General features: G+C 58.8%; 17 protein-coding genes. 8 read left to right on the top strand and 9 right to left on the bottom strand.

Going from position 1 to position 18,566, the window contains the following annotated elements; all coding sequences use genetic code 11:
• Positions 1-36 precede the first annotated feature (36 nt).
• Positions 37-2,073, bottom strand: coding sequence for an LTA synthase family protein (locus tag ACMG4M_RS10390; protein WP_414429926.1), 2,037 nt, complete (start codon positions 2,071-2,073; stop codon positions 37-39).
• Positions 2,074-2,281: 208 nt separating this feature from the next.
• On the opposite strand from ACMG4M_RS10390, the gene ACMG4M_RS10385 reads away from it, so the two are divergent.
• Together ACMG4M_RS10385 and ACMG4M_RS10380 are read left to right on the top strand one after the other, a co-directional pair.
• Positions 2,282-3,067 carry a thioesterase family protein gene (locus ACMG4M_RS10385; protein WP_035244710.1) on the top strand — a complete coding sequence of 262 codons (786 nt, stop codon included), beginning with the start codon at positions 2,282-2,284 and terminating at the stop codon, positions 3,065-3,067.
• The gene (locus ACMG4M_RS10380) at positions 3,064-3,705 is read left to right on the top strand and encodes a 1-acyl-sn-glycerol-3-phosphate acyltransferase (RefSeq protein ID WP_414429925.1); all 642 of its coding nucleotides are present in this window, start codon (positions 3,064-3,066) and stop codon (positions 3,703-3,705) included. Before ACMG4M_RS10385 ends, ACMG4M_RS10380 begins: the two co-directional genes overlap by 4 nt.
• Here the strand turns inward: ACMG4M_RS10380 and ACMG4M_RS10375 are convergent.
• Positions 3,696-4,922, bottom strand: a complete 1,227-nt coding sequence (locus tag ACMG4M_RS10375; RefSeq protein WP_035244707.1) for a GAF domain-containing protein — start codon at positions 4,920-4,922, stop codon at positions 3,696-3,698. The genes ACMG4M_RS10380 and ACMG4M_RS10375 overlap by 10 nt on opposite strands.
• 412 nt (positions 4,923-5,334) lie before the next feature.
• On the opposite strand from ACMG4M_RS10375, the gene ACMG4M_RS10370 reads away from it, so the two are divergent.
• Positions 5,335-5,601, top strand: a complete 267-nt coding sequence (locus tag ACMG4M_RS10370; RefSeq protein WP_035244705.1) for an acyl-CoA-binding protein — start codon at positions 5,335-5,337, stop codon at positions 5,599-5,601.
• A 22-nt stretch (positions 5,602-5,623) separates the two neighbouring features.
• Here ACMG4M_RS10370 and ACMG4M_RS10365 read toward each other — a convergent pair whose 3' ends face one another.
• From ACMG4M_RS10365 to ACMG4M_RS10355, 3 genes are all read right to left on the bottom strand, one after another.
• Positions 5,624-6,787, bottom strand: coding sequence for a tetratricopeptide repeat protein (locus ACMG4M_RS10365; protein ID WP_272962841.1), 1,164 nt, complete (start codon positions 6,785-6,787; stop codon positions 5,624-5,626).
• 250 nt (positions 6,788-7,037) lie between these two features.
• Positions 7,038-7,664 carry a hypothetical protein gene (locus tag ACMG4M_RS10360; RefSeq protein ID WP_035244704.1) on the bottom strand — a complete coding sequence of 209 codons (627 nt, stop codon included), beginning with the start codon at positions 7,662-7,664 and terminating at the stop codon, positions 7,038-7,040.
• Between the two features lie 30 nt (positions 7,665-7,694).
• Positions 7,695-8,654: a DMT family transporter gene (locus ACMG4M_RS10355; RefSeq protein WP_414429924.1), complete on the bottom strand. Its 960-nt coding sequence runs from the start codon at positions 8,652-8,654 to the stop codon at positions 7,695-7,697.
• 347 nt (positions 8,655-9,001) lie between these two features.
• Here ACMG4M_RS10355 and ACMG4M_RS10350 point away from each other — a divergent pair, with 347 nt between their 5' ends.
• Both ACMG4M_RS10350 and ACMG4M_RS10345 read left to right on the top strand, forming a co-directional pair.
• Positions 9,002-9,754 carry a zinc-dependent peptidase gene (locus tag ACMG4M_RS10350; protein WP_272962843.1) on the top strand — a complete coding sequence of 251 codons (753 nt, stop codon included), beginning with the start codon at positions 9,002-9,004 and terminating at the stop codon, positions 9,752-9,754.
• A complete protein-coding gene (locus ACMG4M_RS10345; RefSeq protein WP_035244699.1) occupies positions 9,751-10,059 on the top strand; it encodes an antibiotic biosynthesis monooxygenase family protein in 309 nt (102 codons plus the stop codon). The genes ACMG4M_RS10350 and ACMG4M_RS10345 overlap by 4 nt, the downstream gene beginning before the upstream one ends.
• Before the next feature lie 472 nt (positions 10,060-10,531).
• Here the strand turns inward: ACMG4M_RS10345 and minE are convergent, their stop codons facing one another.
• The 4 genes from minE to ACMG4M_RS10325 form a co-directional block, all read right to left on the bottom strand.
• Complete coding sequence (gene minE / locus ACMG4M_RS10340) at positions 10,532-10,801, bottom strand: cell division topological specificity factor MinE (protein ID WP_035244697.1); 270 nt, start codon at positions 10,799-10,801, stop codon at positions 10,532-10,534.
• A gap of 3 nt (positions 10,802-10,804) precedes the next feature.
• On the bottom strand, positions 10,805-11,620 hold the full coding sequence (minD, locus tag ACMG4M_RS10335; protein ID WP_035244695.1) for a septum site-determining protein MinD: 816 nt from the start codon (positions 11,618-11,620) through the stop codon (positions 10,805-10,807).
• 33 nt (positions 11,621-11,653) lie between these two features.
• Positions 11,654-12,379 (bottom strand): septum site-determining protein MinC, encoded by a 726-nt coding sequence (minC, locus tag ACMG4M_RS10330; RefSeq protein ID WP_414429923.1) that lies wholly within the window; start codon positions 12,377-12,379, stop codon positions 11,654-11,656.
• A 506-nt stretch (positions 12,380-12,885) separates the two neighbouring features.
• Entirely contained in the window at positions 12,886-15,342 is a 2,457-nt protein-coding gene (locus ACMG4M_RS10325; RefSeq protein ID WP_035244692.1) for an acyl-CoA dehydrogenase, read from the bottom strand.
• A gap of 216 nt (positions 15,343-15,558) precedes the next feature.
• On the opposite strand from ACMG4M_RS10325, the gene ACMG4M_RS10320 reads away from it, so the two are divergent.
• The 3 genes from ACMG4M_RS10320 (at position 15,559) to ACMG4M_RS10310 (ending at position 18,403) form a co-directional block, all read left to right on the top strand.
• Positions 15,559-16,428, top strand: a complete 870-nt coding sequence (locus ACMG4M_RS10320) for a tetratricopeptide repeat protein (RefSeq protein ID WP_035244690.1) — start codon at positions 15,559-15,561, stop codon at positions 16,426-16,428.
• 339 nt (positions 16,429-16,767) lie between these two features.
• Complete coding sequence (locus tag ACMG4M_RS10315; protein WP_035244689.1) at positions 16,768-17,106, top strand: P-II family nitrogen regulator; 339 nt, start codon at positions 16,768-16,770, stop codon at positions 17,104-17,106.
• A gap of 37 nt (positions 17,107-17,143) precedes the next feature.
• Positions 17,144-18,403: an ammonium transporter gene (locus tag ACMG4M_RS10310; RefSeq protein WP_414429922.1), complete on the top strand. Its 1,260-nt coding sequence runs from the start codon at positions 17,144-17,146 to the stop codon at positions 18,401-18,403.
• Positions 18,404-18,566: the final 163 nt, after the last annotated feature.

The raw sequence follows: 18,566 nt of genomic DNA, 5'->3' as shown, positions 1-18,566 counted from the left end.
TGAGGGCGTCATGGGTAGCGAACAAGGGCCTGTGGCTTAATCGTCCACGTTGTCGTAGAACATGTAGCGAGACGTTTCGTATTGCCCGCGAGCCAGTTTGAACAGCCGCTCGAAGACTTCCGGGTGCTTTGCAGCCACGTCCTGTTTGGGGGTGTCGCTATGCAGATCATGCAAGGTGGCGTTGCTGCCATCCGCATTCATGCGGACCAGAAAATCTTTCGTGACCATGCCGTAGATGGGGCTGGGGCCTTCTTGCAATACCACAAAATTGGCGCGGTCTCCTTCCGGAGCGGGAATCTGGAAATCCCGACCCAGGGTGGTGTTGCGGTAGTTGAGTCCCAGCATACCGGCAACGGTGGGTAGCACATCAACCAGGCCCACCGACTCCTCAATCACTCTGGGTTTCAGGTAGCGGGGAGCATAAATGATGTGCGGCACATGATGACTTTCCAGCCCCAGCTGATCCATGGCCGGCATGTGGGGCAGGGTGGTGATGCGGTTGCTGTGATCACCAAAGAACACAAAGATGGTGTTGTCGAAATAATCACTTTCCCGGGCCCATTTCATGTACTCGCCCACGTTGTAATCCAGTAGCCGTACCGCGTTGAACTGGGCGGCGCTGCGGAAGCCGTATTTGGCCAACTGCTCATCGGACAGGTCCGTGCGTGGCTGGAAGTCACCGTTATTGTCCGGGATGGTGAAAGGCCGGTGGTTACCGGCGGTCTGGATGAAGGCAAAGAACGGCTGATCATCCGGCAGGTCGGCGAGAATCTGGTTGGATTCGCGGAACAGGTTCAGGTCGGAAATGCCCCACACGTCCACGTCCGGCGATTGCCAGTCACCTTCCTGATACAGCTCCAGATCATCAATGGTTTGTTGCACCAGGCCGTCAATGTTGGCCCAGCCGGCATTGCCACCAATGAAATAGAAATTCCGGTAGCCCTCGAATTCATTCAGCACCGTCCGCTGGTGGCTCGTAAGCGGGTTGCGGCTGGCGCTTTCGGTGGGAGCCACATCAGGGATGCCGGTAAAGGTGGCCCAGATAGTCTTGGCGGTGCCAGTCACGGGCACATAGAAATTTTCGAAGCGCCAGCCATCACGTCCCAGCTGGTCCAGATTGGGGCTGCTTTCCACCGGCAAGCCGTAGCTGCTGACACGGCTTGCACCCAGAGATTCCAGCATCACAAAAACCACATTCGGCGGGCGCTCATGGTCAAGCTTGTGACTCTGCACCTCCACCGTTCGTACGAAATTGAGATCCTGACGCTGATCCTCGGGAATGCCGAGATGATCAGCAATGAGCGGGTAATACTCGGCGACCTGTTCCTTGTCGAAAGGGGACACGGGAATCAGCAGGGTGTCGCGAAAGTAGAGGGCCGGGTTCAAACCCAGGGCGCCGATGGCCCGGTCGCCGGACACAAAGGCTTCACTCCAGCGCAGCGGAATGGGGTTAAGGATGTTGATGTTGCTGACCCGGCCAAGAATGGCAAAGAAGAACAGGGTAAAGCAGACCAGAAAGCCGACGGTGGCCTGGAATCCGGAGATGCCGGCAGCCGTCCGCTGCAGCAGTTTGCGTTCGGCGATACGAGCGAGCCAGTAACTGCCGGCCACGCCGGCAACCAGGCCAAGGGTAATCCAGATCACCGGGTAGCTTTCCCACACCATCAGGGTGGAATCCCGAGTGTCCTGCAGGAAGCGCAGGGCGGTAACGTTTAGCCGTTCACCGAGATAGGCGTAATGGCCAAAGTCGAGAATATAGGTGAGACCTAGCAGAGCCAGCGCAATGATCAGATAGCCATGGGCAAGGAGACGCATCAGGCGGCTGTTAAGCAGATTGAAGCGCGGCAGATAGGCCTGTGCAGCCAGGGGAAGCATCAGCAGCAGGGCCAGACGCAGATCAAAGCGCAGACCGATACCCAGGGCGCTGAGAATGGCGCCGGTTTCATAATCCGGGTTACCCGGTACCTCGGAGAAGCCAAAATAGAAAATGGCCCGCAGGATGACCATCAGGCTGAAGAAGAGCGCTGTCATGGCCAACAGATAGTGCAGACGTCGGGATTTCAACCAGGTCATGCCGATTACTCCGTACTGGCGGAACTGAAAAAACAGGCGCCTATGCTACCGGGAAGGGCCAGTTCGCGCATGGCCAAATCACCACTTTTGCCGGATATTTGCACAAATTCCAGCAGGATGTCTTAGCCGGCTTGGCCAATGACGGGTTAATGGCTTTCACCCATCGGGTTGCAGTGTTATTAAAGGCATTCGCTGACGGGAGACGGAAATGAATTTTGACGAGATCCTGGCCACGGTGGATGGCCAGGGGAATGGCATGATGCCGGAAGGTTGGGGCCAGGGCCGTGCCCTGTTTGGTGGGCTGGTAGGTGCCGTGTTGTTTGATCACCTGGAGAAAACCGTCGCCGCGGGCAGAACGTTGCGCAGTTTTTCCCTGTCCTTTGTGGCGCCCATGGCGCCGGGGCCGATCAGTCTACACAGTGAGGTGTTCCGGGAAGGAAAATCGGTGATGCAGGCTATGGTGTCGGCCCGTCAGGAAGGGCAGGTGGTGGCCGCCATGCTGGTGAGCCTGGGCGGGGCCCGGGAGTCTCGTGTGATCGTGGCGCCGCCGGCAGCGCCGACCCTGCCGGCGCCGGATCGTTGTATCGAGCTGCCCTTCATTGCCGGTCTGACGCCGGATTTTCTGCAGCACTTCCAGATGCGTTATGCCGATGGCATGCCTCCTTTCAGTGGCAGTGAAGTGCCCGATTTTAGTGGCTACATGGGCTTTCGCACGCCACCGCAGGTCATGAGCACGGCGGCGTTGATCGCGCTGGTCGATACCTGGCCGCCGTCGGTGTTGCCCATGTTGAAGAAGCCGGCCCCGGCCAGTTCGTTGACCTGGACCATGGAGCTGCTCGACGATCCGCTCTCGCGCCCTGCGGATACCCTGTGGCAGTATCGGGTAAAGACGGACCAGAGCAGTGACGGTTACGGTCAGAGTCAGGCGACAATCTGGGACGGGGAAGGCAAAGCGGTGGCGCTGAGCCGCCAGACATTTACGGTATTTGCATGAAAACAGAATTACCGCCGATCAAGGCGAGAACCCTGGGTGAAAGAGTGCCACGACGGGGGCATTGGCTGCTCGCCGGCCTGGGCCGGGTGATTCTTTCGGCCATGGGATGGCGGATCGTCGGCACACTGCCCAATGTGGAGCGCGCGGTTCTGGCGGTAGCGCCGCACACCTCCAATATGGATGGTGTGGTGGGTATCAGTGCGATTCAGTGCCTGCGAATCCATGTGAAGTTCATGGCTAAACACACCCTGTTCGAGGGGCGCCTTGGCAAGCTGATGGTCTGGCTGGGCGGGATACCGGTAAACCGGGACAGTGCCGACGATGTGGTGGATCAGACTACCTCTGTGATGCGGCAAAAACCGTTCTGGCTGGGCATTGCACCGGAAGGGACACGGGAAGGGGCAGAGCGTTGGAAAACTGGCTTCTACCGGATAGCCGAACAGATGCAGATCCCCATTGTGGTGATCGGTTTCTGTTACCAGCGTCGTCAGGTTCGCATTGTTGGCAGCTTCATGCCCACCGGTGACATGGAGCAGGACATGGCCAGGATTGTGCAGGTACTGGCGGATATCGTGCCGCGCCGCCCGGAGCGCTTGTCCGCCCCGTTGCTGGAGCTTCGACAAAAGAATCAGGCCTGAGCAGTGTTGTCTTGCTCGTCCAGGCGGCTGAGAAACTGTTGGCGGCGCTGGGCCGATTGCAAGGCAAAGGCCAGTGGCCGATGCAACTCGTTGAGCAGGGCCTCATCGGCGTCAGAAAACGGTTGAGAGCCGGCCACTTCCACGATACCCAACGCAAACTCTCCCTGATGTATTGGCCAAAGTAGCAGGGTGGCGGGTTTGCGTTTGCCTTCCCCGACTTCCAGATCCAGATAGCCTTCCGGCACGGTATGCTGCTGTATCAGCAGTTTCTGGTTCAGCGCTGCGCCGAGCAGGGTTTCATCCTGGGGGAATTTGCGGCGTTCCGAGGCGCTGGCATTGAGCCCCCAGCTAGCCTGCCGGACCAGTTCCTGCTCTTCCAGGGTGTAGGCGGCGCCGGCTTTCGCGCCGATCTGTTCTATCAGATAGCCAAGCACCCGTTCGAGAAGCTGCGCCGGTGTCAGGTTGCCGGCAATCCGTTCCAGAAACAGGTTGAGCTGCTGTTGGCGCAGGGTGTCCTTTTCCGCCTGTTCCCGCCAGCGGGCCAGCTGCGAGGATTCACTTTCCAGCAGCAGATTGTTGGCAAAATTGCGTCGGGCACTGACATCCAGAATGTAGCCATTGAGCGCACAGATAATCAGCGGAATGACGAAGTAAAGCAGCATGGATAGCAGCGGCAGAGGTAGTTGTTGAAACAGGGCAGCAAGCAGGGTTACCGCCAGGGCACACAGGCAACTGATGAGCGTTTGCCGCGGCGGCAAGCGCAAGATGGAAAAACCGATAATCAGGATATAGATGGTTTCAAAGGCGGAAATCTGCCCGGGGAAAAGACCGTGAAAGCGGATGGCGCCGAGCAGAGTGCCGGCCAGGGCAATGCCGAGGGCCAGATACATGACGCCGATGGTGTGGGCTGTGAGCCAGGACAGCCGGGTGCTGCACCACAGAGCCAGCAGTGACACCGCGATCGGATAGACCCCGTAATTGCGCCAGGCGACCATCTCAGCGGTATCTACCAGCAGCATTACCGGCAGCACCACCACCAGGTACAACAGCCCGAGCAGATAGACCGAATGGCTTATCAGGTCCCGGGCGCGCCGATGAGCATGTTCCCGGTAGCGGGCTTCCAATTCCCCATCAAAGGTGACCAGAAGGCTGTCGAGTGCGTTGCGCAGGACGCCTTCCTGGTTTTTGCTGATCGCTGCTTCCGATGCTGCGGGCATGGCGTTACCTGATTATTATTCCGTTTGAGGAGCCTCTGAATAACTCCTTGCGTGCTCAGCGTGGCCTGAAGGGTGCAGCTGTTGTGTTTTGTCGCGACGGGCAGGGTGGGTTCCCTTTCCTAGCGACAAAGCGCAGCAGATGGGCCCTTCAGGCCGCGCCCTTCGGGTCTCCCAGGCTGGCCCGCACTCGTTGTTGCAATATCTTGATGGGTCGACACACACCTTCAACATTGCGCCCCACTTTACCTTTTGGCCCATAGAGGGGGCGAGCCAGCCTGAAAGACTGAGCATGCAAGGAGTTATCCAGAGGCTCCTTGATTCGCAGGCTGTGACAGCGCAGTATTTTGACAGCCTGATCGCGAATAAAGCCTGTCGCGATATTCAATAATGATCACAACCAACAGGAAGCATCATGACCGATACTGCCCGTTTTGAACAAGCCCAAAAAGATGTGAAAACCCTGGATCGCAAGCCCGGCAACGATGATCTGTTGTTTCTGTATGCCCACTTCAAACAGGGCAGTGCTGGCGATGTGAGTGGCAAACGTCCGGGCATGCTGGATATGGTGGGCCGGGCCAAGTATGACGCCTGGGCCAAGCTCAAGGGCATGTCTGCGGACGACGCCAAGCAGAAGTACATCGACAAGGTGGATAGTCTGCTGAAAAGCCACAAGGGCTAAAACCGCATTCCGGGCTGATGATTCACCCTCTTGCCTGCAGCAGTTGGGCCTTGCCCAGCTGCGCTTCCCCGGCCAGGTTGCGGTAAAACCGTTGTAGTTCCGGTAGCTGGGCTTTCAAGGCCTGGCGCACCTGCTGCCTGGCATCCTCAATCTCCGTTTCCACCCGCTGTTTGTCCTTCTGCATCTGTTTCTTTCGTTTTTCCAGTGCTGGAGGCAGGGCCGTGCTGCCCAGTCTTTCCAGGCGGTCTTCAATACGTTGCAGGCGATCCCGGGCGTCTGTCAGACGGGCCCGGAAGTCTTCCGCATCCGGTGCATTGGCCAGAACCCGCTGCAGATCCGCAATTTCCTGTTCGGTGGCGGTTCTTTCCATCTTGGCGGCAGTGCGAAAAGCGCCATTCGAGAGGTCCCGGGCGGTGGCGTGCTGGATAGCGTTACGCAAGGTTTTTTCCTGCTCACGAAGGCATTTGCGGACATTGCTGGCATTGATCAGCTTGCCGGTGGCATCCAGAACCTGGCTGTCGCGGTCGCGGATCATGGCCAGTACCAGCTGGTCCATCACGGTGGTGCTGTTGCCGGCAACACTGTTGGTCAGCGAGCGATACAGGCGATCCGGGTCGTCGGCAAGGGTTTGCAGCGCCTTCATGTTTTCCGCCACCTTGTTCAGGGCCAGGTTGTAGACCGGCAGGGCCTGCTCAACGGCTCCTTGTTTGCGCCAGTCATCGCCGGCCAGTACCAGCCCGGAGACGGCTCTGGGATTACCGGGGAAACGCGCGGCAATACGCACGAACCAGGTCCTGGCCCGCTCGCGGTCCCCGTCACGACGATAGCTTTCCGCCAATAGCAGTGCCGCATCCACCGCCGCGGGACTGTTCTGTTCCACCTGATTTAATTGCTGCCGGGCGAATTCGGTATCGCCATCGCGCAGAGCCATGGCTGCCAGGCGCAGACGGGCATAGTTGCCCAGAATTGGCTGGTTGATGCCAGGAGTCTGGTCGTTGTAGCGGATCAGGGTAGGGGTGTGGCTGTTACTGGCATGTCCTCCCAGTATCTCCAGCAATTGCTGGTCCTGGCTGGAGAGAACCAGGGGGCGTGACGAATCTGCCCCGCAGTCAGCAGGAGCCGCCTGCAGACTGGGGGTCAGCAATGTGCCGAGAAGGCAGAAAACTGCCAGGTTGATTGCTCTCATTGTCCCATCGTTTTGTTATTGGTTATCAGGGCTGAACGCTCAGGCAATACCAGTAACCGGTATTGCGATGGCAGTGCAAATGATAAACGGTGATTTCCTACCAGAAACAAATGGTGCGCCAACTGAGGATGGAGAGAAGGAACTGGGTCACAGCGCGCTACACAAATGTGCATACAGTGAATGGCTGTGGCATTACCGCGATGGTTTATGGAAACCGCCCCGAGCTTTTGCCTGGGCCTGCGAGCAAGAATCAGAAGCCCCGGAAGTTGGCGGCAATAATGCTGATTACAGCCATGGCCACCAGCAAACCGACCACCATCAGGACAGTGGCAATGATGCCAAGCACCTTGCCGGCGGTGGTCATGCCTTCCCCTGACGGGTCCATGTTACCGCTGCCCATGGCGTGGAGATCCTTGTTGCCCAGTATCCAGGCGACGATGCCCAGCGGCGCAAACAACAGGACACCCAGCAGGCCGAAGGTCAGCACCAGCCCGCCTCGATGGGCGGGGAGATTACCTTCGGGACGGGGCTCGACCTGAGGAGCGGTGGATCTGGGCGCGTTTAGAGACTGGCGACCGGCAAAGGCAGCAAACAGCAGCAGGGCGCTGATGACAAGGTAGAACAGGTTGTAGGCGGCGGTTGCGATGAGTGAGTAGGTATCCGAGCTGATAACGTCATCAAACATCCATTCCAGCAATACGGTCTGGTTGAAGATGATCCAGCCATTCTGCAGCAGGGTGAGCAGGCCGGCGATCATCACGAGCATGGCCGCAGTGCGGGCACGCTGCATGAATATTCCTGCGAGCACAAAGGCGGTAATGGCCACCAGAGTGCCGGGGGCGATAGCGGGGATCAGGGAGAGAATATCGGGTCCCATAAGACATCCTTTTCTTCGGGAGTGAGCAACTTAATGGTGAGTGGAAACGCGTGACAGAGCCTGTTTGAGCAGGCTTCTCACTGCCCGCCAGCGATTGACCAGCAGTGACAGGAAAATCAGGGCGCAACCGGCTAGCTGCATCAGCGTCATCTGCTCGCCGAACCAGGCCGCCGCCATCAGTGCGGTCCACATGGGTTCCAGAACCATGATGACAACGCCATGGCTGTGCAGTGACAGGCTTTGCGCATAGGTTTGCACAAGAAAGCGCAGGGCGGTACCCACGGTGGCGCTGAGGATGACCCAGATTGCCAACTCGAAGGTGGCGTTTGCCGCGGCCTCGCCCCAGTGCTCGAAAATGGCGGACAGGCCGCCCGTCAGCACACCGACCACCGCCAGTACTACCGTGGTCAGTGCCAGAGCCGGAATGCGTGGGTGTTCAATGGCATTGCCGCTGCGGTCGGTGGTGGAAATGGTGTTGGCGGCACGGGTGTTGAGGTTGAAATAGAGCGCGAAGATGGTGGCTGCCGCCACAAAGAACAGCTGTCCGGCCTCCAGATGCAGTCCTTGTTCCAGTGACAACAGAGCCAGACCCGCAGCAGCCACCGGCAAAGCCAGCCAGGTGCTGGCGGGCACTGGTTCGGCAAAGATCAGCCGGGCGATCACGGGTACCAGAACCACGCCCAGGCTGGTGAGAAAGGCCCCTTCGCCAACATGTTCGGCCATGGCCAGCCCCATGACCCAGCAGCTCATGGCAATGCCGAACACGGCGCCCACCCGCACACAGCGGACTAGTTGCTGGCCGCTGAGCCGGCGCAGCTGGCGGTGGGCGACCATGGCCAGCAGGCTTGCCGCCAGCAGGAAGCGCAGCGACATGAACAGCAGTGGTGGCATTGCCAGCACCGCCTCTCGGGAGAACATCCAGCTGATGGCGGCCAGCAGGGTGACCACCAGAAGCAGCAGGTCGGCTTTGTGAGCTTGGTTAACAGGCACTGAACAGGATTCGCATGGCAACAGAGCTGGCGATGGTAGCACAGGGCCTGTGCCGGGTAACGACTGTTCAGGCGACATAGATCAGGTCAAAGTAGACACGCATTATCCTGAGCGCGGGTCGATTCATGGTACAGACATTGATTCGGGTGAATCGCTTCAGGGCAGGACCGAGTTGCGAGTTGAAAGTAGCGAATAGATCAGAATCCGCATTGTTATATGCCTGTCGTTACTTTCAACTCGGTACTCGCAATGTGAAGAGCGCCAGCAGCGATAACAGCTGTTATGCCCGAGCGCTCCAAATTGTGCGTGGCCTTGAATAAGGTGTGGTGTTTGACGTTGAGGTAACAATGTTTGCAGCCTGGCGAAACTGGCGCGACAAGCGCCGGGTCAAGAAGATGGGGTATACCGAAGCAGAATGGGAAGCGGCGGTGGCCGACTGGCCGGTGTTGCAGCGGTATCAGGGCGATGAGCGGGCTCGACTGCGGGATCTGAGCTTTCGCTTTCTGGCGCGCAAGAGTGTCGCACCGGGGAACAACTTCGCCATTACCGATGCCATGTGTCTGCGTATCGCCACCATGGCCTGTGTGCCCATCCTGGAACTGGGGCTCGACTGGTATGACGGCTGGTATACGGTCATTCTCTATGAGGGAGATTTCATTCCCAACCGGCCCTGGCAGACTGAGGATGGTGTGGTCCATGCCAGTAGCCCGGTGCTGGCCGGTGAGGCCTGGCATCAGGGCCCGGTCATACTGTCATGGGAATCAGTGCTTGAAGCCGGGCAGGGCAGCAATGTGGTCATCCATGAGATGAGCCACAAACTCGATATGCGCCGTAACGGTGCCAATGGCGCGCCGCCGCTGCATCCGGGTATGAATCCGCGCCAGTGGCACGATACCTTCACGGCGGCCTGGGACCGGCTATTCGATGATTATGAACAGCATCGGCCCCTGTCTATCGATCCTTATGCACTGACCGGGCCGGGTGAGTTCTTTGCGGTTTGCAGTGAAGCCTTTTTCGAGGCGCCGGACTCGTTGCACCGGGACTGGCCGGATCTGTACCGGCTGCTGGCACAGTTTTACCGACAGGGAGAACAGCCATGAAATTTATCTTCGAAGTTCGGGTGAAACCGGGCTTTACCGTAGAGGAATATGCTCAGGGCTGGGTGGAAGCCAGTGAAATCATTCAGCAGACTCCGGGCGCCCGGGGCACCTACCTGCACCGCAAGATCGGCGAACCGGACAAGGTGCTGGCCATTGCCCACTGGGACAGCAAGGCTCACCGGGATGCCAAGGACGACAGCCGCAGTGAAAAGGTAAAGGCGATTCTGGCGAAACACGCCAAGGTTTGTGAGGTTACGGTGATCGGAGAATTCGACGAACCGGAATGGCAGGTGCTGCCGGAATAGTCCGGTCCGCCTTAGGGGCCTCGGCCCGCACGTTTATAACGAAGCCGCTGTAGGAGTTCCGCTTGAGGGACGAACCACGCGTCAGCGTGGAAATCATCCGCAGAGTCTGCCCCCGGATGCGGTCCGAAGCAGCAGAGCAACCGGGCTCACTTGAGTGATCAGGTGACACTCGCATCGCCTGCTTCCTCGCCAAGGCTCGGATTCGTCCCTCAAGCGGAGTTATTCGCTTCGCTCACCTTTCGGGTCGCACGGAAATACGTGCGTTACTCCGCTACGCTCGTTCCTAGAGTGGCTTCGTCGATGTCACGGATCGCGTCGCCAGCGACGCTCGTGGTGCCAGGTTGAGAGAAAGCAGTGTTCGCTTACAGGTATACGCATGGGGCACAGAGAGTGCCGGTAGCGGGACGTGGTAGATGTGAGGGGAAATAGGGCAGAAAGAAAAAGCCGCCTTGCGGCGGCTTCCGGTGCCAGCTCAGTACTGCTGCTGGGCTTCTTCTTCCGGCAGGGTGATGTTCAGCTCGAGAATTTCGCAGCCTGAATCACGATCCACCTGCACATTCACGGCGTCTTCCCCCACGGGGACATACTTGCGTACCACCATCAGCAGCTCTTGCTGCAGCTGCGGCAGATAATCCGGGCCGCCACGCGTGGAGCGTTCGCGGGCCACAATGATCTGCAGGCGTTCCTTGGCCACTGATGCGGAAGTCTGCTTCTTGGGAAGCAGGTAACTGAAGATGCTCATCCCTTAGCCTCCAAAAAGACGGCCGAACAGACCTTTCTTGTTAACGTTGACGAAACGATGGGGCAGCTGGTCGCCCAGGAAGCGGGCTACCGCATCGCTGTACGCCTGACCGGCATCGGAATCGATATCCAGGATTACCGGGCTGCCGGCGTTACTGGCGTTCAGTACCGCCTGGGATTCGGGAATCACGCCGAGCAATTCGATGGCGAGAATTTCCTGCACATCCTCCACGGACAGCATCTGGCCGTTCTCCACGCGCTCCGGAGAGTAGCGGGTGAGCAGCAGACGGGCGGGGATATCCCCGTCACCTTGTTCGGCATGGCGGGTCTTGCTGGCCAGAATGCCGATGATGCGGTCGGAGTCACGCACACTGGAGACTTCCGGGTTGGTCACTACTACTGCCTCGTCGGCGAAGTAGGCGGCCATCAGGGCGCCTTTCTCGATGCCGGCCGGGCTGTCGCAGATGATGTAGTCCATCTTCATGTCATCGCGCAGGGCGTTGAGCACGCCTTCCACCCCTTCGGTGGTGAGAGCGTCCTTGTCACGGGTCTGGGACGCGGGAAGGATGAACAGATTGTCCACCTTCTTGTCCTTGATCAGCGCTTGTTTGATGTTGGCATCGCCACTGATCACGTTCACCAGGTCATAAACCACGCGGCGTTCACAACCCATGATGAGGTCCAGGTTGCGCAGGCCTACATCAAAATCAATGACAGTGGTTTTGAAACCGCGCAGGGCAAGGCCGGTGGCCAGCGCTGCACTGGTGGTGGTTTTGCCGACGCCACCCTTGCCGGATGTCACGACCACAATCTTCGTCACGCTCTTTCTCCTTACCTTCGTCTTTCTGTGGCGCTAGCTCAGCGCGGTAAATTGCATGGCGTCACCTTCCAGGGACAGATAGACAGCCCGGTTGCGGTGCGCTTCGGGCAGATCTTCGGCTACCCGGTAATGGCCGGCAATGGATACCAGTTCGGCATTCAGTTGCTGGCAGAAAATACGTGCACTGCCGTCCCCGCGGACGCCGGCGAGGGCGCGGCCACGCAGTTTGCTGTAGACATGGATGTTGCCTTCCGCCATCAGCTCGGCGCCGGTGCTCACCGGGGCCAGCACGATCAAATCGCCACGGCTGTAGACCTGCTGGCCGGATCGTACCGGTTGGTCCACCACCAGCGTCTCGATGCGCTGGGTGGCGGTGGGGACTTTTTCTGCTTCTACCTGTGGCGCAGGCTCGCTGCGGCGCGGCACATCGCGGCCACCGGACAGGCTCAGGGTGCCCAAGCCAAGCATGGCGGCGGTATCGTTATCGATGCCGGTCGTGCGGGCCAGGGCCACCAGGTTCACGCCCAGGCTGCGCAGGGTGTCCACCGCGGCCATCAGGGCCACCGGGTCCACCTCCAGGTCCTGACTCACGTCAATCACCACCGGGGCTTCCTGCAGCCACTGGGCGGCATCTTCCAGCCGTTGGCTGACTTCCTGATGCAGCAGGTTGGCATCCAGGTTTTTCAGTTGCAGGACCGTCATCATCAGCATGCGGCCCTTGAACTCGAGAACGGTATTTTCTTCGACGACTGCTGTCATTCCTGACCTGTTGTCCGAGGGGCAAAATGGCACGAGAAGCGCGCCAGGCCCGGTGGGGCGTAATTTTGGCAAAGCCTAGACGAAAGCGGCGAGCCGTAAAAGCGCCAAAAGGGTGATATGAATGTTAAATCTGCGTGATATGGGGATGACAGCGGAATAACTGGTGGAAAAAGCAGCGTTTTCACCGCTGACGTGGCTTTGTGGCTTTTTGTGAAACTGTGGACCGGTTGGCGACCTTGCCAAAAATCTCCAGTAGGAGGCTGCTGTGACGAAGCCGCTGTAGGAGCTATGCTTGCATGGCGAACCGCGCGTATAGAGGCGGCAGAAGTCAACATTTATCCGCCATCGTTTCTGGAGAGACCTGTCAAGCTCTGAGATTCCTGATCGCCCTCCGGGCGATTTCCGCGCAAGCACGGTTCGCCATGCAAGCATGGGCTCCTACGGGGGCTCGGAGAATGGAGAAGGAGAAAGCGGAGGGGCATTTCGGCCCCTCCGCCTGGTTGGGTTTACATCACCGGGCGTTCTGCGTGCACGTTGACGTCCTTCAGGTCCATATCGAAGGCGTCAGTGAGCAGGCAGTCGTAGCGCATGGCATCGTACTCGTTCACCGGGTCTACCTGGTCGGCGTCGATGATGCCTTTGCTGGCCGCGTCCTGGAGCTTTTCCAGCACACTGTTGCCTTCCAGTTGTCCCTTGCCGTCGGCTTTCAGGAACGCCAGGTAGGCCGGCTCCACTTCCAGCAGCTTGTTGAAAGTGGCTTCCACGCGACCGATAGCATCTTCCGGGTCCTGAGAGATATAGGCCGGCTCTGCCAGTGCATCGCGCACCGAGCTGGGCGCCATGATCATGTCACCCAGCGTGCGGATCTGGTCGTCGCTTGGGGCCTGGGCCTTGCAGGGGCGACCGAACGGGAAGAACAAGCCTTTCAACGCATACCCCACACCAAAGAAGCCGAAGTTGCGGTAGAAGGCATCCAGGGCGTCATGGGCCTTGCTGAACGACCGGCGCAGCGCATAGCTGGCGTGGGCGTCGTTGGCCTCGTCCCGTGGCAGGGTGGCGTGGTATTTGAGAATGGAACAGGCGATCAGCAACTGGCTGTGCACATCACCCAGCCGGGCTGAGAGCAGCTCACGACGTTTCAGATCGCCACCCAGCAGGGCCAATGCCATATCTGCAGTACTGGAGAGCACCGCACTATAGCGGTTCACCAGCCGGTACCAAGGGGCACTGAAGGCGTCCGCATTGCCCGGTGCTTCGGACAGATAGGGGCCGGCAATAGCCTGCATGATACCGCTACTGATATTGCCCAGGGTGTGACCGGCATGGGAGAAGAACAGGGCATCGAAATCCTGCAGTCCCTGCTTCTTGTCTTCTGCCTGGATTGCCTGCAATTCGTCATATAGGTATGGATGGCAGCGCATGGCGCCCTGACCGAAGATCATCAACGAGCGGGTGAGGATATTCGCCCCTTCCACGGTGATGGCGATGGGGGTGGACTGATAGGGCAGGGCCAGGAAGTTACGGGGGCCCAACTGAATACCGCGCCCGCCGGCGATGTCCATGCCGTGGTTAATCAGCTCACGCATCATTTCTGTGGCGTGGTACTTGGCCATGGCGGTGACCACTGAAGGCGCACCATCTTCCAGTGAACGGGTCACCAGGTGACGGTAGGCTTCCAGGGTGTAGCCAATGGCGGCTACTTCGGCAGAGGCTTCCTGCACGCCTTCGAACTGGCCTACCGCCGTGTTGAACTGGCGACGGATACGGGCGAAGGCACCGGTCATGCGGTAACCGACTTCGCCGCTGGCAGTGGCCAGGGCGGGCAGGGAGACACCGCGACCGGCACCCAGGCATTCAATCAGCATGCGCCAGCCACGACCGGCCATGTCTGGCCCGCCAATGATGGTATCCAGCGGTACGAACACATCCTTGCCGTTGATGGGGCCGTTCATGAACGGAGAGCCAGGGTAGTGGCGACGGCCGATTTCCACCCCGGGAGTGTCAGCAGGAATCAGCGCACAGGTGATTCCAAGCTCTTCCTTGTCGCCGAGCAGTTTCTCCGGGTCGTAGAGTTTGAAGGCCAGACCTACCACCGTGGCCACCGGGGCCAGGGTGATCCAGCGCTTGGCAAAGTTCAGGCGCATGCCCAACACTTCCTTGCCGTCGATTTTGCCTTTGCAGATAACCCCTGTATCGGGGATGGCGCCAGCATCAGAACCCGCTTCCGGGCCGGTCAGGCCGAAGCAGGGGATCTCGTCGCCCTTGGCCAGGCCGGGCAGCCAGCGGTCTTTTTGTTCCTGGGTGCCGTACTCGGCGAGCAGTTCACCGGGGCCCAAGGAATTGGGGACCATGGCGGTAACGGCGGCGGTCAGTGAGCGCGTGGCAATCTTGCTCATGATGCGACTTTGGGCATAGGGGGAGAATGCCTTGCCGCCGTATTCCTTAGGGATGATCAGGCTGAAGAAGCCCTTGTGCTTGAGGAAATCCCAGACTTCCTCTGGCAGGTCTCTCAGCTCGTGGAAAATTTTCCACTCATCCAGCATGTCGCACAGTTCCTGGACCTCATTGTCCACAAAGGACTGCTCTTCATCGGTGAGAGTGGAAAACTGAATATGGGCGAATTTTTCCCAGTCCGGGCGACCGGAAAACAGGTCGGTCTCGAACCAGGTAGTACCGGCTTCAATGGCCTCGCGCTCGGTGTCGCCGATGGCGGGCATGACCTTGCCAAGAGCATTATAGACCGGCTTGCTGATGAACTTCTGGCGCAGATCAACGTGGTTGAGCAGAGCAACGCCGGCGGCCAGCAGGATCAGTGAAACCGGGTGAACCAGCCAGGGGGCCAGGAAGGCGCTCAACAGCCAGACAACTACAAAAACCGCGCTGCCGATGCCGCGACTGATGCGCTGATAGAACAAGGTCATCAGCGTGGCAATTAACACTACAATAGCCAACAGGCTAAGCATGGTGATCTCCTTTGCCGTGAACCCGAGCCTGTGAACTCAGGTAAATTTGAATACGGTCCAGCGTACTCATGTGTCATGTACATGGCGTGAAGCCTAATTGACTCAGCCTCTTTGAGTCTAACCCGTGAAAGTGATCAGTTGCACAGGATTTAACCGGATTTAATGGCGGTCATACCTTACAATTGTCACAGTTTTAGGGCTTTCAGGAGCAAGGCGTTGCAACCGAACAACTACATCATTGAAGCAACTGAACAGAACATTCAGCAAATTCTTGAGCAGTCCCGGCAGGTGCCGGTGATTGTGGATTTCTGGGCCAGCTGGTGTCAGCCCTGCCAACAGATGGCACCGATACTGGAGCGCCTGGTCAATGAGTACCAGGGCAAGGTGATCCTGGCCAAGGTCAATGCGGATGAGCAGCAAATGCTGGCAAGCCAGTTCGGGGTGCGCAGCCTGCCCAGCCTGAAACTGGTGTATCAGGGGCAACTGGTCAGCGAGCTGGATGGTGCCCAGACAGAAGGGGCGTTGCGCCAGTGGCTGGCCCCGGTGGTGGACCCGGAAGCTGCCGAGCAACAGCAGGAAGAAGGGTTTATCGAGCAGATCCGTATGGCCATCGACGCCGGCCATGGTGAGCAGGCGGAAGCTGCACTACGCCAGACCTTGCAGCAGAGCCCTGACAAGCACGCGATCCGGGCCATGCTGGTGGAGTTCTTGTTGGGTGAAGGACGTTTGGACGAGGCCCAGTCGGTGCTGGCGGAGGTCACCGAGGACGTGGAGCCATTACGGCCGTTCCGTGCCCGCTTTGCCCTGCTGGAAAAACTGGAGGGCGAGAGCCGTTCTCTGGCGGAGCTGCGTCAACGCATCAGCGATGAGCCGAACCCGGAAGATCTCTATGCCTTTGGTTTGCAGGCTGCGGCAGCCGGCCAGTTCCAGGCTGGCCTGGAGGCGCTGCTGCAACTGTTGAGCGAGCACCGGGATTTCCGCGACGGCATTGCCCGCAGCGCGCTGCTGGAAGTATTCGAATGCCTGCCCAAGGGCGACCCGCTGGCCAGCGAATACCGTCGCAAGATGTTCAATTACCTGTATTGATCTGCCGCCACGCTTTCCCCAGGCCGGGGGAGGCGTGGTATTTCTCTCCTTAACCCCCTCGTATGTCGATGCGCTGCGTCTTGCTGGTGCACATTGCTTTCGGCCTTTTCTGAATTTTCCCTCGCTGCATCATCCTGGAATGCTTCAATGCATTAAATCTGTGCATCTGCGTGGTGCAACGGTTCTATTGTGGTGCATATATGGGGTCTTCTGCGGCCAAGTCACTGAAATTAAAAAGTAATATTACTGGCCTGATTCTTGTATGCCCTATGCCGGTGCAAACTTTTCGGCACGTATTGTGTTGGTGCATCAGAGATGCACGTGGATCAGGAGATAACCATGAAAATGCTGACAGCGGTGATCAAGCCGTTCAAAGCGGACGAAGTCCGCGATGCGCTGGCCCAGGTCGGGGTGCAGGGCATGACCATTACTGAAGTCAAAGGCTTCGGCCGCCAGAAGGGCCATACGGAGCTGTACCGGGGGGCGGAGTACGTGGTCGATTTCGTGCCCAAGGTAAAGCTGGAACTGGCGGTGCGTGAAGAGGACCTGGATCAGGCCATCGAAGCGATCATGAAGGCGGCGGGCACCGGCAAGATTGGTGACGGCAAGATCTTCGTCAGCGATCTGGAGCAGGTAATTCGTATCCGCACCGGTGAAACCGGCAACGAAGCTATTTAAGGGGGCGATGATGAAAAAACTGCTTGCTGTACTGTTAATGCTTCCATCCTTGGCCCTGGCCGATGGCCTGGATACCGGCGACACCGCCTGGATTCTGACGGCCACCGCGCTGGTGCTGTTCATGACCATTCCCGGCCTGAGCCTGTTCTATGGCGGCCTGGTGCGGAGTAAAAACGTACTCTCCGTGTTGATGCAGTGTTTTGCCATTACCTGTGCGGTATCGCTGGTATGGCTGATCTGTGGTTACTCGCTGGCGTTCTCCGATGGCGGCAGCATGAATGCCTGGATCGGTGGTCTTGATCACGCGTTCTTTGCCGGTATCAGTAAAGACACTCTGGAAGGCACGCTGCCGAAAAGCCTGCACGGCCTGTTCCAGATGACTTTTGCCATTATTACTCCTGCGCTGATCGTGGGTGCCTTTGCCGAGCGCATGCGTTTCGGACCCATGCTGGCGTTCTCCGTGCTCTGGCTGCTGGGTGTGTATGTGCCCGTCTGCCACTGGGTGTGGGGCGGCGGTTGGCTGGCTGACCTGGGTCTGTATGACTTTGCTGGCGGTACCGTGGTGCATATCACTGCCGGTGTGGCGGCGCTGGTGGCGGCACTGGTGCTGGGTGGCCGAAAGGGTTTTCCCGGGCAAGGCATGATGCCGCATAACATGACCATGACCGTGACCGGTGCCGGCATGCTGTGGGTGGGCTGGTTCGGTTTCAACGGTGGCTCTGCACTGGCCGCTGGCGGCGACGCTGCCATGGCCATGCTGGTCACGCACATTTCCGCGGCGGCAGGCTCGCTGGCATGGATCACCATGGAGTGGAAGAAGTTCGGCAAGCCCTCGGCACTGGGCATCGCCACCGGCATGGTGGCGGGTCTGGGTACCATTACCCCGGCATCCGGTTTTGTCGGGCCGGCAGCAGCGCTGGTGATTGGTCTGTCTGCAGGTGTGATCTGTTTCTACTCGGTCATCTTCATCAAGCACAAGCTGAAGATCGATGATTCCCTGGACGTGTTCCCGGTGCACGGTGTAGGCGGCATTCTCGGTACCCTGTTTGCCGGTATCTTTGCGTCCACGGAACTGGGGCTGTTCTCCGGTTACGGTTTTGCCAAGCCGGAATTCACCATGCTGGATCAGTTCGGGGTACAGGCATTGGGCGTGGTGGCCACGTTCGTTTATACCGCTGTGGTGACCTGGGTGTTGCTCAAGCTGGTTGGGTTGTTCTCGGAGCTGCGTGTGGACAGCGACGAAGAAACCCAGGGTCTGGATATTGCCCTGCACGAAGAGCGTGGTTACGACCTCTGATTACCACTGCATGACAACGACCCAAAAGCCCGGCCTTGCGCCGGGTTTTTTTGTCCCCGATAGACGCTTGTACGGCTATTGCCACCCTCTGGGCCTTTCTATAAGGTACGGGTAAGTTTCGAACGCTTGTTTGAATGGTGATGCCTGATTACACGGGGTGTCG

The sequence above is a fragment of the Alcanivorax sp. IL3 genome (assembly GCF_047495465.1).
In the GTDB taxonomy this organism is placed as follows: domain Bacteria; phylum Pseudomonadota; class Gammaproteobacteria; order Pseudomonadales; family Alcanivoracaceae; genus Alcanivorax; species Alcanivorax jadensis.
Note: the sequence above shows the minus strand (reverse complement) of the source record. Positions and strands in the feature narration are given on the sequence as shown.